Annotated in this window: 20 protein-coding genes; 13 read left to right on the top strand and 7 right to left on the bottom strand. The window is 67.2% G+C overall.

Annotation, left to right across the window (positions count from 1 at the left end; translation table 11 throughout):
• Position 1: 1 nt before the first annotated feature.
• Positions 2-292, bottom strand: coding sequence for a hypothetical protein (locus ACTJK0_RS01175; protein ID WP_440743955.1), 291 nt, complete (start codon positions 290-292; stop codon positions 2-4).
• 159 nt (positions 293-451) lie between these two features.
• Here ACTJK0_RS01175 and ACTJK0_RS01170 point away from each other — a divergent pair, with 159 nt between their 5' ends.
• On the top strand, positions 452-991 hold the full coding sequence (locus tag ACTJK0_RS01170; protein ID WP_110541425.1) for a hypothetical protein: 540 nt from the start codon (positions 452-454) through the stop codon (positions 989-991).
• Positions 992-1,059: 68 nt separating this feature from the next.
• On the opposite strand, the gene ACTJK0_RS01165 is transcribed toward ACTJK0_RS01170, so the two are convergent.
• Both ACTJK0_RS01165 and ACTJK0_RS01160 read right to left on the bottom strand, forming a co-directional pair.
• The gene (locus ACTJK0_RS01165) at positions 1,060-1,740 is read right to left on the bottom strand and encodes a FadR/GntR family transcriptional regulator (protein WP_440743954.1); all 681 of its coding nucleotides are present in this window, start codon (positions 1,738-1,740) and stop codon (positions 1,060-1,062) included.
• A gap of 4 nt (positions 1,741-1,744) precedes the next feature.
• Positions 1,745-3,052 (bottom strand): MFS transporter, encoded by a 1,308-nt coding sequence (locus ACTJK0_RS01160; protein WP_440743953.1) that lies wholly within the window; start codon positions 3,050-3,052, stop codon positions 1,745-1,747.
• A gap of 135 nt (positions 3,053-3,187) precedes the next feature.
• Here ACTJK0_RS01160 and ACTJK0_RS01155 point away from each other — a divergent pair, with 135 nt between their 5' ends.
• Positions 3,188-4,774 carry a CYTH and CHAD domain-containing protein gene (locus tag ACTJK0_RS01155; protein WP_440743952.1) on the top strand — a complete coding sequence of 529 codons (1,587 nt, stop codon included), beginning with the start codon at positions 3,188-3,190 and terminating at the stop codon, positions 4,772-4,774.
• A 40-nt stretch (positions 4,775-4,814) separates the two neighbouring features.
• On the opposite strand, the gene ACTJK0_RS01150 is transcribed toward ACTJK0_RS01155, so the two are convergent.
• Positions 4,815-6,251 (bottom strand): PucR family transcriptional regulator, encoded by a 1,437-nt coding sequence (locus ACTJK0_RS01150; protein ID WP_440743951.1) that lies wholly within the window; start codon positions 6,249-6,251, stop codon positions 4,815-4,817.
• Between the two features lie 168 nt (positions 6,252-6,419).
• On the opposite strand from ACTJK0_RS01150, the gene ACTJK0_RS01145 reads away from it, so the two are divergent.
• Together ACTJK0_RS01145 and gabT are read left to right on the top strand one after the other, a co-directional pair.
• Positions 6,420-7,850, top strand: a complete 1,431-nt coding sequence (locus tag ACTJK0_RS01145) for an aminobutyraldehyde dehydrogenase (protein ID WP_440743950.1) — start codon at positions 6,420-6,422, stop codon at positions 7,848-7,850.
• Positions 7,851-7,909: 59 nt separating this feature from the next.
• Complete coding sequence (gabT, locus tag ACTJK0_RS01140; RefSeq protein WP_440743949.1) at positions 7,910-9,280, top strand: 4-aminobutyrate--2-oxoglutarate transaminase; 1,371 nt, start codon at positions 7,910-7,912, stop codon at positions 9,278-9,280.
• Positions 9,281-9,368: 88 nt separating this feature from the next.
• On the opposite strand, the gene rarD is transcribed toward gabT, so the two are convergent.
• On the bottom strand, positions 9,369-10,394 hold the full coding sequence (rarD, locus tag ACTJK0_RS01135) for an EamA family transporter RarD (RefSeq protein WP_440743948.1): 1,026 nt from the start codon (positions 10,392-10,394) through the stop codon (positions 9,369-9,371).
• A 119-nt stretch (positions 10,395-10,513) separates the two neighbouring features.
• Between rarD and ACTJK0_RS01130 the strand changes: the two genes are divergently transcribed.
• From ACTJK0_RS01130 to ACTJK0_RS01090, 9 genes are all read left to right on the top strand, one after another.
• On the top strand, positions 10,514-11,509 hold the full coding sequence (locus ACTJK0_RS01130) for a DNA topoisomerase IB (RefSeq protein ID WP_440743947.1): 996 nt from the start codon (positions 10,514-10,516) through the stop codon (positions 11,507-11,509).
• 45 nt (positions 11,510-11,554) lie between these two features.
• Complete coding sequence (locus ACTJK0_RS01125; RefSeq protein ID WP_440743946.1) at positions 11,555-13,015, top strand: FAD-dependent oxidoreductase; 1,461 nt, start codon at positions 11,555-11,557, stop codon at positions 13,013-13,015.
• An 84-nt stretch (positions 13,016-13,099) separates the two neighbouring features.
• Complete coding sequence (locus tag ACTJK0_RS01120) at positions 13,100-13,690, top strand: TetR/AcrR family transcriptional regulator (protein ID WP_440743945.1); 591 nt, start codon at positions 13,100-13,102, stop codon at positions 13,688-13,690.
• Positions 13,690-15,009, top strand: coding sequence for a glycosyltransferase (locus tag ACTJK0_RS01115; RefSeq protein ID WP_440743944.1), 1,320 nt, complete (start codon positions 13,690-13,692; stop codon positions 15,007-15,009). The genes ACTJK0_RS01120 and ACTJK0_RS01115 overlap by 1 nt, the downstream gene beginning before the upstream one ends.
• Positions 15,010-15,046: 37 nt before the next feature.
• Complete coding sequence (locus ACTJK0_RS01110) at positions 15,047-16,417, top strand: GAF domain-containing protein (RefSeq protein WP_440743943.1); 1,371 nt, start codon at positions 15,047-15,049, stop codon at positions 16,415-16,417.
• 115 nt (positions 16,418-16,532) lie between these two features.
• Positions 16,533-18,056 (top strand): acetaldehyde dehydrogenase ExaC, encoded by a 1,524-nt coding sequence (gene exaC / locus ACTJK0_RS01105; RefSeq protein ID WP_110541414.1) that lies wholly within the window; start codon positions 16,533-16,535, stop codon positions 18,054-18,056.
• Between the two features lie 51 nt (positions 18,057-18,107).
• Positions 18,108-19,130: an alcohol dehydrogenase AdhP gene (gene adhP, locus ACTJK0_RS01100; RefSeq protein WP_440743942.1), complete on the top strand. Its 1,023-nt coding sequence runs from the start codon at positions 18,108-18,110 to the stop codon at positions 19,128-19,130.
• Complete coding sequence (locus ACTJK0_RS01095) at positions 19,130-19,537, top strand: DUF779 domain-containing protein (protein ID WP_110541412.1); 408 nt, start codon at positions 19,130-19,132, stop codon at positions 19,535-19,537. The genes adhP and ACTJK0_RS01095 overlap by 1 nt, the downstream gene beginning before the upstream one ends.
• A 223-nt stretch (positions 19,538-19,760) precedes the next feature.
• Positions 19,761-21,323: an amino acid permease gene (locus ACTJK0_RS01090; RefSeq protein ID WP_440743941.1), complete on the top strand. Its 1,563-nt coding sequence runs from the start codon at positions 19,761-19,763 to the stop codon at positions 21,321-21,323.
• A 115-nt stretch (positions 21,324-21,438) separates the two neighbouring features.
• Here the strand turns inward: ACTJK0_RS01090 and ACTJK0_RS01085 are convergent, their stop codons facing one another.
• Entirely contained in the window at positions 21,439-22,074 is a 636-nt protein-coding gene (locus ACTJK0_RS01085; RefSeq protein WP_440743940.1) for a DUF2461 domain-containing protein, read from the bottom strand.
• 137 nt (positions 22,075-22,211) lie between these two features.
• A complete protein-coding gene (locus ACTJK0_RS01080) occupies positions 22,212-23,708 on the bottom strand; it encodes a catalase (RefSeq protein WP_440743939.1) in 1,497 nt (498 codons plus the stop codon).
• Between the last annotated feature and the right edge of the window lie 3 nt (positions 23,709-23,711).

Genomic DNA, 23,711 nt, shown 5'->3' with positions numbered 1-23,711 from the left:
CTTAGCCGTTCATGGGACCTTCGGCCCGCAGCTTTTCTGCGCCCGGACCCTCGACGTGCACGGTGCACCTGACCACCAGCCGGCCGGGGGCGTTGTCCAGCTCCACCAGGGAATCATCGGCGCTGAGGACGGTGAACACTTCGGATTCCGCTACCACGTCCACGCCCTTGGCCTTGGCCGTCTCCTTCGCGTTGCCGAACGCCTCGCGCTGCAGGCCGTCCACGTAGCCGCCGTCGTTTTCGCGGGCTGGATCCCCGAAGGCCCAGCCGAACAATGTCCCTGTGTTTCCCATGGCGACGATATTACGCGGTCGGCACCGGTCCTGGACGGGCTTTCGTAATATTAGTAAGTGTGCTTACCATGAGCACACCATACTTCGATGGGATACGGCACGTGAAGTCCGCAACACAGCGGCAACCGGAACCAGTTCACAACGTTAGGAATGCACATCATGGCAGGAAATCTCATTGCCCGTTCAGTTCACGACCTGACGGCGGCAGCATGGTTCGGCGGGTCCTTGATGGGCGCCATCGGACTCAACGGGGCAGCAGCCCAGGCCAAGGACCCCTCGGAGCGCACCCGCCTTTCCAGCGCCGGCTGGATGAAGTGGGCCCCGTTCCAGACGGCTGCGTTCGCTTCCCACCTGGTGGCCGACCTGGCCATCGCCTGGGAGAACAAGGGCCGCATTGCCAAGCAGGAGGGCGTGGCCCGGGACACCGTCATCAAGACGGCCGTCACTGTGGTGGGCGCAGCGGTAACCCTGTATTCGGGCGTCCTGGGCAAGAAGGTCGAGAAGCTCGCCGGTGAAGGTGCCGAAGGTGCAACGGAGCCGCACGGTGCTGCCTCCGACGAGCTGAAGACGGCCCAGCAGCAGCTCAAGCTCCTGCAGTGGGCCATCCCCGGCTTCGCGGCCCTGGTGATCATCCTCGGCGCCAAGCACGGTGAGATGCAGCGCCCCAAGAACGTGTTTGCGGGCCTTCGCGGCGAGTAGCGCGGTAGGGAACCACGACGGCGGCCCGGCACNTGCCGGGCCGTACCTGTGTGTCCGGGCGTCGGGCCCTACTCCGCAAGCCACTCCGCGCAGGAGTTGAGGTTGCGGTTCACGGTGGCCACCGCCGCTTCCCCGTCCCGCCGTTCTATCGCTTCGAGCAGGGTTTCGTGGCCGTCCCGGGGAAGCCCGTTGAAGCCCGGCCGGCCCTGCTGCGTGAGCAGATCCTGGTGGAACACGGTTCCGAAGCTGGCGTAGAGCTCGTGCAGCAGCGGATTGCCGGAAGCCCGGGCGATGCCTTCGTGGAAGTGCCAGTCGGCGTCGGCCCATGCCTCGAAGTCCCCGTTTCTCCAGGCCAGGTCACGGGTTGCCAGGAAGGCGCGCAGCGCGGTGACGTCTTCCCCGGAGGCGTTCCGGGCGGCGAGGCGGGCCGCCTGCGTGTCCAGGCCCAGCCGGACCTCCAGGATGTGCTGCTCGGTGTGGTCCTGGTACATCCGCCGGGCGGCGCCGGACATCTCGCTGGTGGCGCGCACATAGGTGCCGTCACCGCGCCGGACCTCGAGCATGCCGCCGTGGGCGAGGGCCTTCACCGCCTCGCGGAGGGTGCCGCGGGAAACACCGAGCCGGGCCATGAGCTCGGGCTCGGGCGGGATCCGCCCGTTCAGGGGCCATTCGCCGGAGTGGACCATTTCCCGCAGCTTGGCAGTCACTTCAGCGGCAAGCGGGGGACGGACGGAGTGGCTCAGGGACACGCTGCTACTTCCTTCCCGCCGCAGTCCGGCGGCTGGCGGAGCCGGAGGGTTTGCCGTTCATGGCCGCGCCGGTGATGAGGTGGGACACCACGATCTGGACCAGCGCCAGCACCAGCAGCAGGACCAGGGGCAGCGTCCAGCCGCCAGTGGCGCTGTGCAGCAGCCCCATGCCGAACGGGCCCACGGTGGCCAGGAGGTACCCCGAGGACTGGGCCAGCGTGGACAACGCGGTGGTCTCCGCCGTGCTGGTGCCGCTGCGGCTGATCATCACCATGACCAGCGGGAAGATGCCCAGGCCAAAACCCAGCAGGACGGCGGGGATAATTGCGAGCCCCACAGGGAGGACCAGCAGCGCCGCAATGCCAACCATCATGGTGATGCTCACCAGATAGAACGCCGGGCGCAGCATCCCCGGCCGGGCTCCGAGGGCAATCAGCACCATGCCCGCCGGAACGGAGACCAACTGCATCAACCCGAACATCAGCCCGCTGTCCGTGGCGCCCAGCCCCATGGTGGTGAGCATGTACGGGAACCAGCTGAGCAAGGCGTACGCGAGCAGGGCCTGCAGGGCGAAGATCGCGGTGAGGAGCTGCCCTTTGCGGGTCCGCAGCAGCGGCCAGGGGGACACCCGCAGGGCCGTGGCCGGGGCGGCGTTGCGGTGGGCGTGCAGTGCCACGGGGAGGAACCCCAGGAAGGCGGCCACGGCAGCAATGCCCACGGCGCCCACGGCGGCGGACGGGGATCCCAGCGCCTGGGCCAGCGGAACCACCAGGACGGAGGTCAGTGTGCCGCCGGTGGTCATGGTGACCGTGTAGACGGCGGTCATGAGCGAGGTCCGGGAGGCGAAGTACTCACGGATGAAGGACGGCATGGCGACATTGCAGATGGCCAGGCCGGACATGCCCACCACGCTGCCGGCCACAAGCATTCCGGTGGCGGGGATGCCGCGCAGCAGCAGGCCGCCGGCCAGCAGCGCGAGCGACAGCAGGATGGCCTTCTCCACTCCAAGCCGGCCCGTCAGCCAGGACGTGGCGGCGCCGGCCAGGGCGAAGCAAAGCGTGGGGATGGACGGGATGATGGCCGCCACCAGCGCGCCGTACCCCAGGACCGCCTGGAGATCGTGCAGCAGCGCCGAGGCCCCGGTGATGCCGGCCCGCAGGTTGAGCCCGATCAGAACCAGCGCAATGACACCGAACACGACGGCGGACCGTGGCCTGGCAGGAACCGCGCCGCTGTGCGCGGGCGGGGCAGCCGTGCCCGTCGCGGGGGCGTGGACGGTTGCTGGCGCGGGAGCGGGTGGTGTGGCGGACATACCGTCCACTCTAAAGGTTAGACGTTTGATGTTTGTGGTTTTGTGGCGAACCTCTCCGGTCCCATACGACTGGAATAGACTTCCAAGGGACTGTCGGAGGGCCTGGCACGGACCAGGCGGTGCGGAAGGACGGCTGTGGAGGCTTCCCGGGGACTGGAGATCGAGAAGAAGTACGACGTCGATGCCGACGCCGAAGTGCCGCCGCTGGACCAGGCCGCCGGAGTGGCCCGGACCGGCCAACCGCACACCGACGTGCTCGAGGCGGTGTATTTCGACACCCCCAAACATGCCCTTGCTGCCCGGCGCATTACGCTGCGCCGCCGCACGGGCGGCAAGGACGCCGGCTGGCACCTGAAGCTGCCGCCCGCCGTGGCCGGCGAAGGGCCGCAGCAGCGGACGGAACTGCACGCACCCCTTGCCAGGGCCGACGTCGTCCCCGACGCCCTGTTGACCCACCTCCAGGCGTTCCTCCGGGGTGCCGTTCCCGCCCCGGTGGTCCGGCTGGAAACCCGCCGCACCACCCACGCGCTGTACGGGCAGGACGGCGTGCACCTGGCCGACCTTGCCGACGACCAGGTGACGGCCGTCCGGCTGGAGGACGGCGCCGGGGAGGCCCGGCAATGGCGCGAATGGGAGCTGGAACTGGTCCACGGGAAGCCGGACCTCTTCGGACCGGTGGAGGAAGTGCTTACCGCTGCCGGCGCCCGTCCGGCAGCGCACGCCTCCAAACTGGCGCGCGCCCTCGGTGATGACACGAAGGCTGGCAATGCAGCCCGCCGGCAGGCTCCTGAAGGGGAAACCGGCGGCGCAGGCGAAAGCACCCCGGCGCTCCTGGCGGGAAAGCGTGCCCCGGCAGCCGCCGTCGTCACCGTCTACGTTGCCGCGCAGATCGACCAGATGCTCGCAGATGACCCCGCCGTTCGGCTCGAAGAACCCGACGCCGTCCACAACATGCGCTCGGCCACCCGCCGGATCCGCTCGGTCCTGGCCGCGTACGGCAGGCTCTACCGCGCCTCGCCGGTCCGGAAGCTGCGCAGCGAGTTGAAGTGGCTGGGGCAGCTGCTCGGCCGGCCGCGCGACGCCGAAATCCTGCGGTCCCAGCTGCGTGAACAGCTGGGACAACTGCCCCCGGCTGATGGGGTTGCCGCTGCCGCAAACACGGTGGAGGAGCGTGCCGGCGGCGATTTCGACGCCGGTTACCGCCTGCTGCACGAAGCGCTGGGGTCGGCGCGCTACTTCCGGCTCCTGGACAAGCTCGAGGATTTCCGGGACAACCCGCCGGTGCGTGCCGATGCAGTAAAGCCGGGGCGGCGGGCCGCGTCGAAGGCGGTGGATAAAGCGGCCAAACGGCTGCGGCGCTCGCACAAGGCGGTCAAGGACGCCAGGCGTGGCAAGGACCAGGAACTTGCCCTGCACCGGGTCCGCAAGGATGCCAAGCGGCTCCGGCACGTGGCGGAGTCGGCCGCACTGGTCCATGGGAAACGCGCCGGCAAGGTGGCCAAGGCGGCCCGCCGGCAGCAGAAAATCCTCGGCCGGTTCCAGGACGCCGTGGTGGCCCGCGACCTGCTGGCCGCACTGTCAGCAGAGGCCGGAGAGGCTGCCACCGCCGGCATCTACGCCCAGTTGCTGAACCTGCAGGAGGAAAAGATGCAGGCGGCCCGGACCGATTACCGGAAGGCGCGCAAAAAGACCCGCGACCTGTTGGGCCACGGGGTCCTCTGACGGATCCGGCCCGGCAGGTACGCCCCCTTGCCCTTCGGCGCTACTTCCCTTGCCGTGCCGAGAGCCGGCCCACCGCAAGGGCGAGCCACAACTGCACGCGGTCCGCGGTGACGGCGGGGTCGTAGCCGGTCAGCTCGGTGATCTGGGCCAACCGGTAGCGCACGGTGTTGCGGTGCAGCGTGAGTTCCTCGGCCACCGCAGCCACCGAGCCATTGTTGTTCAGGTAGCTTTCCAGCGTGGCCACCAGCTCCGAGCCGTGCGAGGTGTCGAAGGACCGCAGCGGGTTCAGCGACTCGTGCGCCATGTCCGCCAGCGGCACGTCCTCGCTGGCCAGCAGCAGCGAGGTGAGGCTCAGCCGCTCGGGTTCGTTGACCGGCAGGCCATGGCTGGCGGCATCACGGGCTTCAAAGTAGCTCCAGCGCAGCCCGTTGGGCTTGGTGTAAGCACCGCCGATGCCGATCGTTGCGTGGATGCCGGCCTCGGCCAGGTGGTCACTGAGTTTCCGTGCCAGCGCCGGCGCGCTGCCGCCGTCGTCATTAATCACCAGCACCAGGTCCTTGCCCACGACGGCGGCCACGGCCTTCTCCAGTTCCTGCGGCACCGACGTGCTCCCCAAGGCCTTGCCGTGTGCGGCCGACACGGCCAGCAGCACCACGTTCTTGCGGGTGCTGTTCACACCCACGCCGGCCAACCGGCGCTGGGCCTCGCTGGTCTCCAGCGCCCCGTGGATCACGTCCTCCAGCACCTGGCCGCAAAGGGCGCGCTGGGCCTGGCGCTGCTTGACCATGTTGTTCAGCTCCACGCTGATCAGGTTCTGGGCGTAGCCAATGATGCCCGTGTCCTCGAAGGGCTGGCGCACCCACAGGGTGCAGGCGTCGCGCCGTCCGGTGGGGACGGGGTAGCTGGACCAGGTGTCCGCCGACGGGCCGGCATTGCTGCTGTTGTACAGCTGCGCCGTGAACTGGGTGAGGGCGATGTCCGTGCGCAGCATGCCGCCCAGGTTCTTCAGCAGCTCGGCCAGGCCGCCGCCGGTCAGCAGCGCCCGCGCCAGCACCTGGTGCCCGGCAATCAGCCGTTCCAGCTTGGCGTAATGGTCCGCCGACTGCGCATCGGCTACGAGCTTGGTGATGGCGATGAAGGGGGTCTCATACGGCACTTCCACCACCGGCAGGCCCCAGCGGTTGGCTTCCGCGAGGAGGGCCGGCGGCACCGCCTCGTGCGACAGCCCTACGCCGAAGCCGATGCCCACCGCGCCGGCACGCTGCACCTGGCGGACAAACCGGCGCTGCTCAGGCGCTGACCGGAGCCGCAGCCCCGTGGTGAGCACCAGCTCCCCGCCGTTGAGGAACCGCTGCGGATCCTCAAGCTCCGTGACGGCCACCCAGTTGATGTCCTGGGTCCAGGTGGTCTCCGCCACGCCCGCCTTGGACAGCTTCAGGGACGTCACGCCCACCAGGGCAGCAAGGGAAATGGCCATGAAGCAAGGATAAACGCGAGCTGGGCAACCGCACTAAACCTGTTCCGGAAGGGTGTGCAGGTGGCTATTCACCCCGTTAGGGCGCTGGCATAGGCTCAATGCAGTTCCATCCATCCGTCCTGGTGCCCGCCCGGCCGCCGATGGCCCTTACGAAAGAGGTTGCACACCGTGGTCCAGACCTTGCAGAACTTCATCAACGGGAAGTTCGTCACCCCCGCCGGCACCACCCTGCTGGACGTGGTCAACCCCACCAACGGCGAGGTCGTGGCACACGCCCCCGTCTCGGTGCAGGCAGACGTCGACGCCGCCATGGCGGCCGCCAAGGACGCGTTCAGGACCTGGAAGCACGTCACACCCGGCCAGCGGCAGCTCATGCTGCTCAAGCTCGCCGACGCCATCGAGGCCAACAGCGACGAACTGGTCGAAGCCCAGCACCGCAACACCGGCCAGGTCCGCTCCCTCATCGCCTCCGAGGAAGTGGCTGCCGGTGCCGACCAGCTGCGCTTCTTCGCCGGCGCCGCCCGCATCCTCGAAGGCAAGTCCGCCGGCGAGTACTTCGAGGGCCACACCTCCTACGTCCGCCGCGAACCCATTGGCGTGGTGGCACAGGTGGCCCCGTGGAACTACCCGTTCCTGATGGCCATCTGGAAGATCGGCCCCGCCCTGGCCGCCGGCAACACCGTGGTCCTCAAGCCCTCCGACACCACCCCCGAATCCACCCTGGTGCTGGCCCGCCTGGCTGGCGAAATCCTGCCCGCCGGCGTCCTGAACGTGGTGCTCGGCACCGGCGAAACCGGTGCCATGATGGTGGAGCACAAGGTCCCCGGACTGGTGTCCATCACCGGCTCCGTCCGGGCCGGCATCGCCGTGGCATCCGGTGCAGCCAAGAGCCTCAAGCGCGCCCACCTGGAGCTGGGCGGAAAAGCCCCGGCCATCGTCTTCAAGGATGCGGACATCAAGAAGAGTGCGGCGGCCATCGCTGAGTTTGCGTTCTTCAACGCCGGCCAGGACTGCACCGCCATCACCCGCGTGCTGGTGGAGGAATCCGTGCACGACGACGTCGTGGCGGCCATGGTGGAGCACACCCGGACCCTGCACACCGGCTCCCAGAACGACGAGGACAACTACTTCGGCCCGCTGAACAACGTCAACCACTTCAACGCGGTGACCTCCGTGGTGGAGAACCTGCCGGCAAACTGCCGGATCGAAACCGGCGGTCACCGGGCAGGGGAGAAGGGCTTCTTCTTCGAGCCCACCATCGTCACCGGTGCAAAGCAGACCGACGACGTGGTCCAGAAGGAGACCTTCGGCCCCGTGATCACCGTGCAGAAGTTCAGCACCGAAGCCGAAGCAGTGGAACTGGCCAACGACGTGGACTACGCCCTGGCCTCCAGCGTCTGGACCTCCAACCACGGCACCGCCATGAGGCTGAGCCGCGACCTGGACTTCGGTGCCGTCTGGATCAACACCCACATCCTGCTCACCGCCGAAATGCCGCACGGCGGCTTCAAGCAGTCCGGCTACGGCAAGGACCTGTCCATGTACGGGGTGGAGGACTACACCCGCATCAAGCACGTGATGTCCGCCCTGGACGCCTGACCATTTCCCCGCCGGCTGAGCCTGCCGAAACCCCGGAAACGTAGAAAGAAAGAATCCCAATGACCACCACCGCATCAGACATCACGTACCGCCTGGAGCAGAAGCGCAACGTCCAGGCCGACTTCCCGGGCCCCAAGTCCGTGGCACTGACCGAACGCCGCAAGTCCGTGGTGGCTGCCGGCGTCGCCTCCAGCATCCCGGTCTATGTTGCCGACGCCGACGGCGGCATCATCCACGACGTCGACGGCAACTCGTTCATCGACCTTGGCTCGGGCATCGCGGTCACCAGCGTGGGCGCGTCCGATCCCGCAGTCGTCGGTGCCGTGAAGGAAGCCGTGGAGCACTTCACCCACACCTGCTTCATGGTCACGCCGTACGAAGGCTACGTCGCTGTCGCCGAGCAGCTGAACCGACTCACCCCGGGCGACCACGAAAAGCGCACCGTCCTCTTCAACTCCGGTGCCGAGGCCGTGGAAAACGCTGTCAAGGTGGCCCGCCTGGCAACCGGCCGGGACGCCGTCGTCGCCTTCGACCACGCCTACCATGGCCGCACCAACCTGACCATGGCGCTGACCGCCAAGGCCATGCCGTACAAGACCAACTTCGGCCCGTTCGCGCCCGAGGTCTACCGCATGCCCATGAGCTACCCGTACCGCGAGGAAAACCCCGCCATCACGGGCGCCGAGGCCGCCAAGCGTGCCATCACCATGATCGAGAAGCAGATCGGCGGCGACCAGGTGGCCGCGATCATCATCGAGCCCATCCAGGGCGAAGGCGGCTTCATCGTCCCGGCCGAAGGCTTCCTCCCGGCACTGGCCGCCTGGGCCAAGGACAAGGGCATCGTCTTCATCGCGGACGAGGTCCAGTCCGGTTTCTGCCGCACCGGTGAATGGTTCGCCGTGAACCACGAGGGCGTCGTCCCGGACATCATCACCATGGCCAAGGGCATCGCCGGTGGCATGCCGCTGTCCGCCATCACCGGCCGCGCCGACCTGCTCGACGCTGTCCACCCGGGCGGCCTGGGCGGAACCTACGGCGGAAACCCGGTGGCCTGCGCCGCAGCGCTGGCCTCCATCGGCTCCATGGAGGAATACGACCTGAACGGCCGCGCCCGCCACATCGAGGAACTCGCCCTCGGCCGGCTCCGCGACCTGCAGGCCGAACTGGCCGCTGCCGGCACCGCCGTGATCGGTGACGTCCGTGGCCGCGGCGCCATGCTGGCCATCGAACTGGTCCAGGCAGGCTCCAAGGAACCGAACCCGGAGCTGACCAAGGCTGTTGCCGCCGCCTGCCTGAAGGAAGGCGTCATCATCCTCACCTGCGGCACTTACGGCAACGTGATCCGCCTGCTGCCGCCGCTGGTCATCACTGATGAACTGCTGGCCGACGGACTGGAAGTCCTTGCCGCCGCCATCAAGGCCAACGCCTAAACAGAACCACTCCTCCCGCAACGCACAGAAGGTGGGCTNCCGGCAGGGAGCCCACCTTCTGTGTTTGGACGGCCGCTTGGCCGGCGCGTCAGGCGGCCTGGCGTCGCGCTGCCTTTCGGGCCACCGAGTTCTTGCGCGCGGTCCGCAGCATGTCCAGGGTCAGCAGCAGCAGGGCCAGCCACACCACACCGAACCCGATCCAGCGCTCCACGGTCATTGCCTCCCGGAATACCAGCAGGGCCACCAGGAACTGCAGGATTGGGGCAAAGTATTGGAGCAGCCCGATGGTGGTCATGGGCAGCCGCCGCGCGGAGGCGCCGAAGAAGAGCAGCGGGACGGCAGTAATCACGCCTGACGCCAGCAGAAGCCAAAAGTGCCCGGGGCCCTCGGAGGCGAGGGTGGAGCTGCCGTTCACGGCCAGCACCACCATTGCCACGGCGGCCAGCGGGGCAAGTACCATGGTCTCCACGCTCAGGCTGGTGATGGCGTCCACCCTGGAGCCCACCCGGTTCTTGACGAAGCCGTACAGGCCGAAGCTGAACGCCAGGGTCAGGGCGATCCACGGCAGCTTCCCGTAGGAGTAAGTGAGGACGCCAACCGCTGCGAACCCCACGCCGACGGCTGTCCACTGGAGCGGCCGCAGCCGCTCCTTCAGGACAAGCACGCCAAGCAGGACAGAGACCAGCGGGTTGATGAAGTAGCCCAGTGACGTTTCCACTGCCTGCCCGGTGGTGACACCGTACGTGTAGGTGAGCCAGTTGATGGCGATCAGGAATGCCGCCAGTGCCAGCGAGCCGAAGACCCTTCGGTCCCTCAACGCGGTTCCCAGGACGCCCCATGCGCGGGTAACGGTGATCAGGAGCGCACAGAACAGCAGGGACCACACCACCCGGTTGGCGACAATTTCGACGGCGCCCGCGGGCATGAGGATAAAGAAGTACAGCGGGAGCAGCCCCCACAAGACGTACGCGCCGACGCCGAACAGCATTCCCGCCGTCGTATCCTTTGACACCGGCTGGGGGCCCTTGGCTGAAGGGGCAGCCGCCGTGGAGCCCGCCGGTGAAGCGCCGGTTTGGGAGGTGGCTACGGACGGGGCGGGGATTCCTTCTGGCATAGGCACGATGTCCATAACAGCAGCCACCTGACAGGTATTCCAGCAGACAGGCGGGAAAACGGAAAAATAGTCAGTAGGCTTGCTTTTATGACACGTGCCCGTATCCCGGAGCCCGCCCGATGAGGCTCCGGCGCAGCAACGCCTCCGGCCGGGGCTACCGCAGGGTGCCTGCCGGCAAGGGCTTCAGTTACCGGGACCTGGACGGTTCCACCCTGCCGCCCGGACCCGTCCGGGACCGGCTGGAAAGCATCGGCATACCCCCGGCATGGACCGACGTATGGATCGCGCCATTCGAAAACGGCCACATCCAGGCAACGGGCTTGGACGCAGTGGGCCGGCGCCAGTACATCTACCACCCCGAGTGGCGCGAACGTAAGGACCGGGTGAAGTTCGACCGGTCCCTTCAGTTGGCTGAATCGCTGCCTGCCGCCCGCCGCCGGGTCACCATGGACCTGCGCAGCGACGGCTTCACCCGCGAACGCGTCCTGGCGGGGGCATTCCGGATGCTGGACAGCGGCTCCCTCAGGGTCGGTTCTGAGCGATACACCAACGAGAACGGCAGCCGCGGCCTGGCCACCCTGCTCTGCGCCCACGTCCAGGTGCGCAAAGACCGGATCCTGCTGCGCTTCCCTGCCAAGAGCGGCAAGGACTGGGAATCCGAAATCCGCGACCCCGACCTCGCCGTCCTGCTGCGCCTGCTCAAGAGGCGCGGGCCCAATGCCCGGCTCCTGGCCTACAAGGAGGGGCGGAGGTGGCGGCCGGTCACCAGCGCGGACATCAACGCGTACGTGAAGGAGCGCACCGGGTCCGACTTCACGGCCAAGGACTTCCGGACGCTGCGCGGAACGGTGGCGGCCGCGGAAAGCCTGGCCCGCACCGGTCCCCAGCGGACGGCCGCAAAACGGAAGCGGGCCATCAGCCGCGCCATGCACGATGCCGCCGGGACGCTGGGCAACACTCCCTCCATCGCCCGTAAAAGCTACGTCGACCCCCGCGTCCTGGACCATTACCATGCCGGTGAAACCATCGATCCGAAGCGCCTGGACTCTGCGGAGGCGGAACTCCGGGCGTTGCTGTACCGGGAAGGCAAGGTGGTGGCTCTTGCCGCCAACTAGAATGGGGGACTGTGCGGGGCGCCATGCCGCGCACCCTCATGGATCATGAGCAGGACCAGTGCAGAAGGGCTCCCGGTGTCCAATCAGAGCGAAACCGCCGCCAACCGTCCCCTCCGCGTCGCCATCGTCGGCGCGGGACCGGCAGGAGTCTATGCTGCGGACATCCTCACCAAGTCCAGCGGGGTCAAGGACGGAGACTTCCAGGTCAGCATCGACCTCTTCGAGGCCTACCCCGCGCCCTACGGCCTGATCCGGTACGGCGTGGCCCCGGACCACCCCCGCATCAAGGGAATCGTCAACGCACTGCACAAGGTCCTGGACCGCGGCGACATCCGGTTCCTGGGTAATGTGACCTATGGCCGGGACCTCACCCTGCACGATTTCCGGGCGTTCTACGATGCAGTGATCTTCTCCACCGGCGCCATAAAGGACGCGGAGCTTGACGTCCCCGGCATCACGCTCCAGGGCTCGTTCGGCGGCGCTGACTTTGTGTCCTGGTACGACGGGCACCCGGATGTGCCCCGCGAATGGCCGCTGGACGCGAAGGAGATCGCGGTCATCGGCAACGGCAACGTGGCCCTGGACGTTGCCCGCATGCTGGTCAAGCATCCTGAAGAACTGCTCAGCACCGAGATCCCCGACAACGTCTACCAGGGGCTGAAGGCCTCGCCGGTGACGGACGTGCACGTCTTCGGACGCCGCGGCCCCGCGCAGGTCAAGTTCACCCCGCTGGAGCTGCGCGAACTCAGCCACATGGACGACGTCGACATCGTCCTGTACCCCGAGGACTTCGAGTTCGACGAGGCTTCGGATGAGGCCATCCGCACCAACAACCAGGTCAAGACAATGGTGAATACCCTGACCAACTGGCTGGTGGAAGAGCACGCCGAGTCGGAAAACCCCTCCTCCCGCCGGCTGCACCTGCACTTCCTGCACAGCCCCGTTGAACTGCTCGACGACGGTACGGGCAAGGTGGGCGCCATCAAATTCGAACGGATGCAGCTGGACGGAACCGGCAACGCCAAAGGCACGGGGGAGTACGTCGAGTACCCGGTCCAGGCCGTCTACCGCGCCATCGGCTACCACGGCTCGGCATTGGACGAACTGGAATACGACGCCAAGCGCGGCGTCATTCCCAACGAAGGCGGCAGGGTGCTGGATGCCGAGGGCAATCCCGTTCCGGGCATCTACACCACCGGGTGGATCAAGCGCGGCCCGGTGGGCCTGATCGGGCATACCAAGGGGGACGCGCTGGAGACCATCGGTTTCCTGCTGGAGGACCGGCTGAACCTGCCGGCGGCACAAAACCCGGACCCGCAGGCCATCATTGACCTGCTCGAAGAGCGCGGCATCGAATACACCACGTGGGAAGGGTGGAACAAGCTCGACGCCCACGAGGCAGGACTCGGCGCCGCCTGGACCGGCCCGGAGGGGCTGGACCATGTGGTCCGCGAGCGGATCAAGGTGGTCCCGCGCGAGGAAATGATCCGCATCTCCCGCGGCTGACCCTCCCTGCAGCCGGCAGAGCCGCCACAGCCCTGTTGGGCCGCCTATATTCGAGTTAGTATTATTAACATGAATATGGACGGCGTGAAAAGCCGACCCTACGACACCCGCAAACGGGCATCAGCGGCGGCCGAAACCGGCCGGCGCATCCTGCAGGCCACCGAGGACCTGTTCATGGAAGGGCCCCTTGCGGACGTCACCCTGAACGCTGTGGCGGCGAAAGCCGGCGTAACAGTACAGACGGTGATCCGCCGCTTCGGCGACCGGCTGGGACTGATCAACGCGACTGCTGAATCCGTCTCCAAGCGGGTGGCAGGCCAGCGCGGCGCCGCCCCTGCCGGCGACGTCCGTGCCGCCGTCGCCAACCTCGTGGACCACTATGAGACTACCGGCACCCTGGCCCTGAAAATGCTGGCCGAGGAACAAACCTCCCCGGTCCTGGCCAGCATCACCGCGGCCGGGCGGGACCTGCACCGGCAATGGTGTGGCCGGGTTTTCGGTCCCTTCCTCGAACCCCCGGCGGGCACCCCGGACCGCGACCGCCGGCTGGCCCAGTTCGTCGCCATCTGCGACGTCTACACCTGGAAACTGCTGCGCCTCGATGCCGGGCTCAGCCGCGACCAGGTGGCACTCTCCCTGATCGAAATGCTTGAGCCCTTCACCCGGAGGCCCTGATGTCCACCGTCCTTGCCTACACCTCGCCCGCCATCGGCCACCTGTTCCCAATGGTCCCGCTGCTGCTGGAGCTGAAGGCCCGCGGCCACGATGTGCACGTCCGTACCATCCCGAAGCACGTTCCCACCCTGTCCGCGCTTGGGCTGAACGCCGGCCCCGTGGACAGCCGGCTCATGGACATCGAAGCCGACGACTATACGGCCGCCTCAACCAAGGATGCCCTCGCCTCAAGTGTGGACACGTTCACGGCGCGGGCCTGGTTTGACGCCCCCGACCTCCGCCTGGCAATCGGGGAGGTGCGCCCGGACCTGCTCCTCGTGGACATCAATTCCTGGGGAGCCAGAATAGCCGCCGAGGAATCCGGCCTGCCCTGGGCCACGTTCAGCCCGTACACCCCGCCGCTGCAGTCGCGCGGAACTCCTCCGTTCGGTCCCGGGCTGCTCCCGATGCCCGGGCCGCTGGGGACACTCCGCGACGCCGTGGTGCGCCGCCTGGTGATCGGCGCGGTGGAGAAGCTGATGCTGCCGCGGATCAACTCACTGCGCGCCGACCTGTCCGGCGGAACGCTCCCACCGGTGAGCGGTGCCGACGAGATGTTCCGCACGGCGCCGCTGATGCTCGTTACCACCTCCCGGCCGTTCGAGTATCCCCACCCGGACTGGGCTCCGGACGTGCGGATGATCGGCGCCCTTGAATGGGAACCGCCCGCAGAGCCGCCCGCATGGCTCCGGGACAGCACGGCACCCCTGGTCCTGGTGACCACGTCCTCCGAATACCAGGCGGACGAGGTCATTGTCCGGACGGCGCTGGCCGGCCTGGCCGCCGAGCCCTTCACCGTCGTCGCCACCCTGCCCGCTGCACACACCGGGTCCGCCGGGGCCCACCGGGCTTCCGGCACCGAAGCCTTCGGACCGGTCCCGGCGAACGGCCGCCTGGAACACTTCGTACCGCACGGCCCGGTCCTTGACCGCGCCGCCGTCGCCATCACCCACGGCGGCATGGGGGCCACCCAAAAGGCGCTGTCGAAAGGCGTGCCGGTGGTGGTGGTCCCGTTCGGCCGGGACCAGCACGAGGTAGCAGCACGGGTGGTGGCGTCAGACGCCGGTGTGCGCTTGGGCCGCAAGCGCCTCACGCCGGACGGACTAAGGGCCGCCGTGCAGCAGGCCCTGACGAAAACACCCGGAGCCCGGCGGGTTGCCGAAGGATATGCGGCCGCGGGCGGCGCTGCCGCGGGGGCAGACGCCCTGGAGCAGCTGGTCCGGCTGCCCCGCAAGGCCGGGGAGCCCGGGGCCGTGCCACCGGCCACGGGGCAGGGCTAGAATAGCCGCCACACCCCTGCACTTTCCCGGGAGTTCGATGACGAACCTGCTCCAGCCCGAACCGCGCCAGCGTGCCGCGCTGGCTGGCCACGAGCGCCTGGGTGGCCTTGGCCCGAACCCCGGCCCGGACGATGGTTTCGGCGGCGATACCCCTGAAATCCCCGGGCTCCGCAAACTCATCCGTGAATCCTGGCAGCGGTCAGCGGGCTTCAGGGCCAACCCTGACAACCCGGCAGCGCCGCTGGCCCTGGACTGGGCCGAGCTTGAGGACTACCGCCGGCAGCACCCCCTGGCCGCGATCATGCCCGTGATTAACAAGCTCCTGGTCCAGCCCAGCCACGACAGCGGCCTCCTGGTGGCCGTGGGGGACGAAGTGGGCAGGCTGCTGTGGGTGGACGGCGACCCCACCCTCCAGCGCCGCGCCGAAGGCATGATGTTCGTTCCGGGTGCGGACTGGTCCGAGGCAAGCGTCGGCACCAGCGCGCCCGGCACAGCACTCGCCCTGGGCCGCGGCATCCAGATCGCCGGCGCAGAGCACTACCAGCGCGCCGTCCATCCCTGGAGCTGCACCGCAGTGCCTTTCCACGACCCCGACTCCGGTGCGGTGCTCGGCGTCGTGGATATCACCGGCACGGACACCGCGGTGGCGCCCCATACCTTGTCGCTGGTCGAAGCCACGGTGGCCGCCGCACAGGCGCAACTGCGGGTGGAGCGCCTGCAGCACGCCGCGGAGCTCGCCAGGAAACCAATACGACGGCGGTCCCCGGCTGCCGGCGCCGGGCACCGCGGGGGTGCCGCGGAAGGCAGCCTCTACCGGAACAGCCTGCAGCTGCTGGGCCGCGACCAGGCCCTGCTCAGCCTCGGCGGCAGAACGGTCACCCTGTCCGCCCGGCACAGCGAGATCCTCGCCCTGCTCAGCACCCACCCGGAGGGCGTCACTGCCGAGGAACTCGCCTTGCTGCTGTACCCCGGGGAGGGCTCCACCATCACCCTGCGGGCGGAGATGGTCCGCCTGCGCAAGGTGGTCCAGCAGCTCAGCCCGGACGCCGTCCCCGGCTCCCGCCCCTACCGGCTCCCCGTGGACCTGGTGCCGGACACGGGCCAGGTGCTCAGCTGCCTGCAGCGGGGGGCGCACCGGATCGCCCTGGAGATCTACCGGGGCGGGGTGCTGCCACGTTCCGAGGCGCCGGGCATCATCGACCTGAGGAACAGGGTGTCATCCCTGCTCCGGGAAGCGGTCCTGACGGACGGCAGCGCCGAGTCCCTGCTCAAGTACGCTGCGCTGCCCGAGGCAAGGAACGACGTCGGCATCCGCCGCGCAGCGCTCCGCCTCCTGCCGCCGCGCTCGCCCAAGCGCGCCGCCGTGGTGGCAGACGTCGAGAGGCTGGAAGCCGAACTCGGCGCCTAAGTCCGTTGGCTGACCCAACTGTTGCAACCTAGCTGCAACCTCCCCGCTCCTACGCTTTCTGCAATGGCAGGCACCCTTGTGGGCCAGCCTTCTGCACAGCAAAGGAGCTCAGCACATGACTGTTTACGCACAGCCGGGAACCGACGGTTCGAAGGTCACCTTCAAGGACCGTTACGAAAACTGGATCGGCGGCGAGTGGGTGGCCCCGGTCAAGGGCCAGTACTTCGACAACATCACCCCCGTGACCGGCAAGGCATTCTGCCAGGTGGCCCGCGGCACCGCGGAGGACATCGAACTGGCGCTCGACGCGGCGCACAAGGCGGCACCTTCCTGGGGCAAGACCTCAGTGGCCGAGCGGGCGGCGATCCTGAACAAAATTGCCGACCGTATCGACGAAAACCTCGAAATGCTCGCCGTGGCCGAAACCTGGGACAACGGCAAGCCCGTCCGCGAAACCCTCAACGCCGACCTGCCGCTGGCCTCGGACCACTTCCGCTACTTCGCCTCCGCGGTCCGCGCCCAGGAGGGCAGCCTGTCCCAGCTCGATGACAACACCACCGCATACCATTTCCACGAACCGCTCGGCGTCGTGGGCCAGATCATCCCCTGGAACTTCCCCATCCTGATGGCCGTCTGGAAGCTGGCGCCCGCCCTCGCCGCCGGCAACACCGTGGTCCTCAAGCCCGCCGAGCAGACGCCAAGCTCCATCCTGGTGCTGATGGAACTTATCGGGGACCTGCTGCCCGCCGGCGTGCTCAACGTCGTCAACGGCTTCGGCGTCGAGGCCGGCAAGCCGCTGGCATCCAGCCCCCGGATCCGGAAGATCGCCTTCACCGGCGAAACCACCACCGGCCGGCTCATCAGCCAGTACGCCAGCCAGAACCTCATCCCCGTCACCCTGGAACTGGGCGGCAAGAGCCCCAACATCTTCTTCAATGATGTTGCCCAGGAAAACGACGCCTTCTATGACAAGGCGCAGGAGGGCTTTGCCTTGTTCGCCTTCAACCAGGGCGAAGTCTGCACCTGCCCCTCACGGGCCCTGGTCCAGGAGGACATCTACGAGTCCTTCATGGCTGACGCCGTGGCCCGGGTGGAGAAGATGATCCAGGGCAACCCTCTGGACACCGAAACGCAGGTCGGTGCCCAGGCCTCCAACGACCAGCTGGAAAAGATCCTGTCCTACATCGACATCGGAAAGCAGGAGGGCGCCAAGGTGCTCACCGGCGGCGCCCGCGCGGAACTTCCCGGCGACCTGGCCGGGGGCTTCTACGTCCAGCCCACCGTGTTCGAGGGCCACAACAGGATGCGGATCTTCCAGGAGGAGATCTTCGGCCCCGTGGTGGCAGTGACGAAGTTCAGTGACTACAACGACGCCATGGGCATCGCCAATGACACCCTCTATGGCCTGGGCGCCGGCGTCTGGTCCCGCAACGGCAACGTGGCGTACCGCGCCGGCCGGGAAATCCAGGCCGGCCGTGTCTGGGTCAACAACTACCACGCCTACCCGGCAGGTGCGGCCTTCGGCGGCTACAAGTCCTCCGGCATCGGCCGCGAGAACCACGCCATGATGCTGGACCACTACCAGCAGACCAAGAACCTGCTGGTCAGCTACGACGAAAACAAGCTGGGCTTCTTCTAAGCTGCGCAGCACACCCCATCCCCACCCACCACCACAACGCAAGGATCGCCAATGACGACGACAATGCAAGCAGCTGTAGTAACCGAATTCGGCAAGGACCTGCAGGTCCAGACCCTCAACATCCCGACGCCTGGACCGGGTGAAGCCCTGGTCAAGGTCCTCACCACCGGCGTCTGCCACACGGACCTGCACGCCGCGGAGGGGGACTGGCCGGTCAAGCCCGCACCGCCGTTCGTCCCCGGGCACGAAGGCGTGGGGGAGGTGGTGGCACTCGGCGACGGCGTCACCAGCCTCGCCGTGGGCGACCTGGTGGGCAACGCCTGGCTCTGGTCCGCCTGCGGGGACTGCCAGTACTGCCGCACAGGCTGGGAAACACTGTGCGAGGCGCAGAAGAACGGCGGCTACAGCGTTGACGGCTCCTTCGGGGAGTACATGCTCGTGGACTCGCGCTTCGCGGCGCGCATACCGGCGGGATCCGACCCCGTCGAAGTGGCGCCGGTGCTCTGCGCCGGCGTCACCGTCTACAAGGGCCTGAAGATGACAGAGGCGAGGCCCGGGCAATGGGTCACCATCTCGGGCATCGGCGGCCTGGGCCACATCGCCGTCCAGTATGCGGTGGCCATGGGCCTGAGGGTTGCTGCCGTGGACATTGCGGATGACAAGCTGGCCCTGGCCAAGGCACACGGCGCCGAAGTGGTGGTCAACGCCCTGCACGAGGACCCGGTGGAGGTCATCCAGCGGGAAACCGGCGGCTGCCACGGCGTCCTGGTGACGGCGGTTCACCCCTCCGCATTCGGACAGGCGATCGGCATGGCGCGCCGGGGCGGAACCATCGTGTTCAACGGCCTGCCGCCGGGCGACTTCCCGGCACCGATTTTCGACATCGTGCTCAAGGGCCTGACGGTGCGCGGTTCCATCGTGGGCACCCGGCAGGACATGGACGAGGCACTGGACTTTTATGCCCAGGGGAAGATCCATCCCACCGTCTCCGTCCGGGAGTTGGCCGAGGTCAACGCGGTCCTCGATGAGATGAAGCACGCCAAGATCGACGGCCGCGTGGTCCTGAGGTTCTGATGGCCGCCGACCGGCTTGATGCCGCCGTGACGCTGCCCGGGGAAGACTTTTCCCGGGTGGCGCTCACGCCTGCTGCCGTGGACCTGCTGAGGATGCTGTGGGACCGGCACGGCCCACTCATGTTCCACCAGTCCGGGGGCTGCTGCGACGGGTCCTCGCCCATGTGCTACCCGGCGGGGGAGTTCATCACGGGCGACTCGGACGTCCTGCTGGGCCTGTTCGACCTGGCGGACGGGCTGCAGCCCCTGCCGCTGGAATTCTGGATGTCCCGGGAGCAGTTCAACTACTGGAGCCACACGCACCTGACCATTGACGTGGTCCAGGGAAGGGGCAGCGGCTTCTCGGTGGAAGCGCCGGAAGGCAAACGGTTCCTGATCCGGTCCACCTTGATGGACTGGCCGGGCTAGGGCCGGCACCCCGGGCCGGGGTTTGATTCCGGCCCGTTCCAGCCATCCGCGACGTTCGGCCAAAGGCACGTGGGGCCCTCCAAAAGGAGGGCCCCACGTGTTTTGGCAGAACAAAGTTCGGCCGATCGGCTGTCTCACTATTCGGGACGATTGGGGCCGTCCAGTGGATGGACACTATCGTTGATAGGTCTGTTTCCATCACAAACCAGGATTGTGAACCCCTATGAACCTTCTGCGGACAAAATCCATCGAGCAGTCGATCGCCGACGCCGATGAGCCCGGACGCAAGCTCAAGCGTTCCCTCAGCACCTGGGACCTCATGATCATGGGCGTCGCCGTTGCTGTTGGCGCCGGCATCTTTTCCGTTGGGGCCAAGGCCGCCGCCAACTTCGCGGGCCCCGCCGTTACGCTGTCCTTCGCGATCGCCGCCGTCACCTGCGCGCTGGCCATCATGTGCTACGCCGAGTTCGCCACCGCCATCCCCGTGGCCGGCTCCGCCTACGTCTTCACCTACGCCACCATGGGCGAACTCCTGGCCTGGATCATCGGCTGGAACCTGATCCTCGAACTGTTCACGGCTGCTGCCGTGATCGCCAAGTACTGGGGCATCTACCTGAGCAAGGTCTTTGCGCTCACCGGCCTGGACGTTCCCCCCGCCATCTCCCTGGGCGGCGTCGACCTTTACTGGGGCGCCTTCCTGATCGTGGCCATCTTCACCGTGCTGCTGGTGCTGGGCACCAAGCTCTCCGCCCGGGTGGGTAACATCTTCACCCTCATCAAGATCGCCGTCGTGTTGTTCGTGATCGTGGTGGGCTTCACCTACGTGAAGTTCGAGAACTACAGCCCGTTCGTTCCCGCTGCCGAGCCCACGGCAGGCACCGGCGCCGCAGACGTCCTCAAGCAGTCCTTCTTCGGCTTCCTGACCGGTGCCGCGCCCGCCCAGTACGGCACCATGGGCATCTTCGCCGGTGCCGCCCTGGTCTTCTTTGCCTTCATCGGGTTCGACGTGGTGGCCACCTCGGCGGAGGAAGTCAAGAACCCGCAGAAGACCCTGCCCCGCGGCATCTTCGGCGGCCTGGCCCTGGTGACGCTGCTCTACATCCTCGTTTCCCTGGCCCTGACCGGCATGGTGTCCTACACCCAGCTTGCCGAGGCCAAGAGCCCCACCCTCACCACCGCCTTCGAAGCCGTGGGGGACACATCCGCCGCCAAGGTTATCGCCTTCGGTTCCCTGGTGGGCCTGACCACCGTGATCATGGTGCTCCTCATGGGTCTGTCCCGCGTGGTGCTGGCCATGAGCCGCGACGGCCTGCTGCCCCGGGCACTGTCCAAGACCAGCGACAAGCGCTCCACACCGGTCCGCCTCCAGATCATCTGCGGTGCCGCCGTAGCCCTGGTGGCAGGACTCACCAACGTGGACCTGCTTGAGGAAATGATCAACATCGGCACTCTGTCCGCGTTCGTTGTGGTGAGCCTGGGCATTCTGGTGCTCCGCCGGAAACGCCCGGACCTGAAGCCGGCCTTCCGTGTCCCGTTCGGCAAGGTGCTGCCCATCGTCTCCGCAGTCCTCTGCCTGTACCTGATGACCAACCTTGCCGTGGAGACCTGGATCTTCTTCGCGTTCTGGCTGGTCCTGGGCCTGGCGATCTACTTCGCTTACGGGCAGCGGCATTCCCGGCTCAATGAGCGCTTCGCCGAGGCCAACGCCAGCGTCAACGGCACTGCCCGTACAGCGTCCGTGACGGACGTGGAATCTGATGACGAAGATGCAATGAGCCGGACCTGACGGCCGCAACTCCCACAGTTGAACTGCCCGCCCGGCCCGCGCCAGGCGGGCAGCCGCATTTCCCGGCTGTCCAGGGTTGCCGCCGGCGTGCCCGCTGTTCAATGCTCCTGGCCCGTCACGGCGCCGCGTACCGTCCCACCCATTCCACCAGCGGCCGAAGTTGCCGCCACCGTTCCGCGACCTGCTCCTTCGCAACGGCCGTGGTGACCCAGTCCGGCTGGCCCACCTCGACTCCCGCGGACAGCGACTTGTGCTTGAGCAGTTCGCCGCGGGGATGGTCCTTGTCGAATCCCCGCGGGACGGTTTTCAGCTTCTCGCCCTCGATGTCAAAACCGGCGCCCGCCACGGCATCAACAATCTCCTGCAGGGCGGCGCCGCTGGCGGAAGCGTCGACGGCCGCACGGAACCGTGCCAGCTGGGCGGGAGTATGGGAGTGGTAGCCGCCACCGATCAACAGTCCGTCGGCATTGATTTGTAGATAGAAACCCACGCCTTCCTGGCGTGCAGCGAATGCTCCCTGGGCAGTTTTGTATGGTGACTTGTCCAGTGAGAAGCGCACGTCCCGGTTGGGCCGGAAAAGCTTGGCAGGTCCGAACTCGGGCTCCAGCTCGGAGAGCAGGAGGGTGAGCGGTTCCTTGACTGATTTGTCGTACGTTGCCTTGTGTTCCAGCCACCAGTCGCGATTGTTGTTGTCCTCCAGCTGCGCGTAGAAGCGGAAGGCTTCGAGGGGAATGCCTGCGAAAGTGTTCATCTACGGAGCCTAGGTCTGCCGGCCGCAACCGGCCAGATCCCCGCCGCCGTATGTGCAAAAGCGGCTGGACAGCAGAACACCCCGCCACGGAAGCCCGTGACGGGGTGTTCTTTCAATTCAGCAGACAGGAAGCCTGATCAGCCGATCTTGTTGGCGGACTCAGCATCCGAAGCCGGAGCCGACGGGGCTGCACCGGCGCCGAGGTTGGCCCGCAGCTTGGCGCCCAGCTCGGCGTCGACGTTGGTCCAGTACTGGATGGCACGTTCCTTGATGTCGGAGCGCTTCACGCCGCCCACGGCGCCGGTGATTGTCTCCAGGAAGCGGGCCTTTTCACCTTCGTTGTAGACCTCGCGGTACAGCGCGCCGGCCTGGACGAAGTCGCCGTCCTCGGCGTGGAGGGAGTGCGCGGCGAGGGTGAGCTCGCCGTCGTTCTCCCAGCCGCCCGCAGCGTTCTGCGGCTCAACTGCAGCCGGGCCGCCAAAGGTGTTGGGGGCGTAGACCGGAACCGAGGGGGCGTTGAAGAGGAAACGTCCCTGGCCGTCCTGGCTGTAGTTGTTGACCTGGTTCTTGGGCTGGTTCACCGGGATCTGCGCGTGGTTGGTGCCTACGCGGTAGCGGTGTGCATCCGCGTAGGAGAAGATGCGGGCCTGCAGCATCTTGTCCGGGCTGGCGGCGATACCGGGCACGAAGTTCGACGGGGCGAAGGTTGCCTGCTCGATCTGCGCGAAGTAGTTCTCCGGGTTCCGGTTCAGCTCCATGGTGCCCACCTTGATCAGCGGGTAGTCCGCGTGCGGCCAGACCTTGGTCAGGTCGAACGGGTTGAAGCGGTAGGTCTTGGCGTCCTCGTACGGCATGACCTGCACGTGCAGGTCCCAGGACGGGAAGTTGCCGGCTTCGATGTTCTCGGACAGGTCGCGGATGTAGAAGTCCGCGTCTGAACCGGCAAGCTGCTCGGCCTGCTCGCCCGTCATGGAGTTCACGCCCTGGTTGGACTTGAAGTGGTACTTGACCCAGAACCGCTCGCCCTCGGCGTTGATCCACTGGTAGGTGTGCGAGCCGTAGCCCTGCATTTCACGCCAGGAGGCGGGCAGGCCGCGGTCACCCATGAGCCAGGTGACCTGGTGGGCGGACTCGGGGGACAGGGTCCAGAAGTCCCACTGCATGTCGGCGTCGCGCAGGTGGGTGCCCGGAAGGCGCTTCTGCGAGTGGATGAAGTCCGGGAACTTGATGCCGTCGCGGATGAAGAAGACGGGGGTGTTGTTGCCCACGAGGTCGTAGTTGCCCTCGGTGGTGTAGAACTTCACGGCAAAACCGCGGGGGTCGCGCCAGGTGTCCGGGGAGCCGTTCTCACCGGCGACGGAGGAGAAGCGGATCAGCATCTCGGTTTCGACGCCCGGCTGCAGGAATGCGGCCTTGGTGTACTTGGAGATGTCCTCGGTGGTCTTGAACGTGCCGAAGGCACCGCCGCCCTTGGCGTGCACAACGCGCTCCGGAACCCGCTCACGGTTGAACTGGGCGAGCTTTTCAACCAGGTAGTGGTCGGTCAGGATGATGGCACCGTCGGCACCAACTGACTTCGAGTGTGCATCGGACGTAACCGGCGCACCTGACTGGGTTGTGGAAACGGCAGTCATTGT

This window comes from Paenarthrobacter sp. 22069 (genome assembly GCF_052046035.1).
Taxonomy (GTDB): domain Bacteria; phylum Actinomycetota; class Actinomycetes; order Actinomycetales; family Micrococcaceae; genus Arthrobacter.
Note: the sequence above shows the minus strand (reverse complement) of the source record. Positions and strands in the feature narration are given on the sequence as shown.

What these genes read in the sequence shown, in the direction of transcription:
- ACTJK0_RS01175 (WP_440743955.1), bottom strand. Translation starts at nt 292, where the DNA reads ATGGGAAACACAGGGACATTGTTCGGCTGGGCCTTCGGGGATCCAGCC.
- ACTJK0_RS01170 (WP_110541425.1), top strand. Translation starts at nt 452, where the DNA reads ATGGCAGGAAATCTCATTGCCCGTTCAGTTCACGACCTGACGGCGGCA.
- ACTJK0_RS01160 (WP_440743953.1), bottom strand. Translation starts at nt 3,052, where the DNA reads ATGTCCGCCACACCACCCGCTCCCGCGCCAGCAACCGTCCACGCCCCC.
- ACTJK0_RS01150 (WP_440743951.1), bottom strand. Translation starts at nt 6,251, where the DNA reads ATGGCCATTTCCCTTGCTGCCCTGGTGGGCGTGACGTCCCTGAAGCTG.
- gabT (WP_440743949.1), top strand. Translation starts at nt 7,910, where the DNA reads ATGACCACCACCGCATCAGACATCACGTACCGCCTGGAGCAGAAGCGC.
- rarD (WP_440743948.1), bottom strand. Translation starts at nt 10,394, where the DNA reads ATGCCAGAAGGAATCCCCGCCCCGTCCGTAGCCACCTCCCAAACCGGC.
- ACTJK0_RS01130 (WP_440743947.1), top strand. Translation starts at nt 10,514, where the DNA reads ATGAGGCTCCGGCGCAGCAACGCCTCCGGCCGGGGCTACCGCAGGGTG.
- ACTJK0_RS01125 (WP_440743946.1), top strand. Translation starts at nt 11,555, where the DNA reads ATGAGCAGGACCAGTGCAGAAGGGCTCCCGGTGTCCAATCAGAGCGAA.
- ACTJK0_RS01115 (WP_440743944.1), top strand. Translation starts at nt 13,690, where the DNA reads ATGTCCACCGTCCTTGCCTACACCTCGCCCGCCATCGGCCACCTGTTC.
- ACTJK0_RS01110 (WP_440743943.1), top strand. Translation starts at nt 15,047, where the DNA reads ATGACGAACCTGCTCCAGCCCGAACCGCGCCAGCGTGCCGCGCTGGCT.
- exaC (WP_110541414.1), top strand. Translation starts at nt 16,533, where the DNA reads ATGACTGTTTACGCACAGCCGGGAACCGACGGTTCGAAGGTCACCTTC.
- adhP (WP_440743942.1), top strand. Translation starts at nt 18,108, where the DNA reads ATGACGACGACAATGCAAGCAGCTGTAGTAACCGAATTCGGCAAGGAC.
- ACTJK0_RS01095 (WP_110541412.1), top strand. Translation starts at nt 19,130, where the DNA reads ATGGCCGCCGACCGGCTTGATGCCGCCGTGACGCTGCCCGGGGAAGAC.
- ACTJK0_RS01090 (WP_440743941.1), top strand. Translation starts at nt 19,761, where the DNA reads ATGAACCTTCTGCGGACAAAATCCATCGAGCAGTCGATCGCCGACGCC.
- ACTJK0_RS01085 (WP_440743940.1), bottom strand. Translation starts at nt 22,074, where the DNA reads ATGAACACTTTCGCAGGCATTCCCCTCGAAGCCTTCCGCTTCTACGCG.
- ACTJK0_RS01080 (WP_440743939.1), bottom strand. Translation starts at nt 23,708, where the DNA reads ATGACTGCCGTTTCCACAACCCAGTCAGGTGCGCCGGTTACGTCCGAT.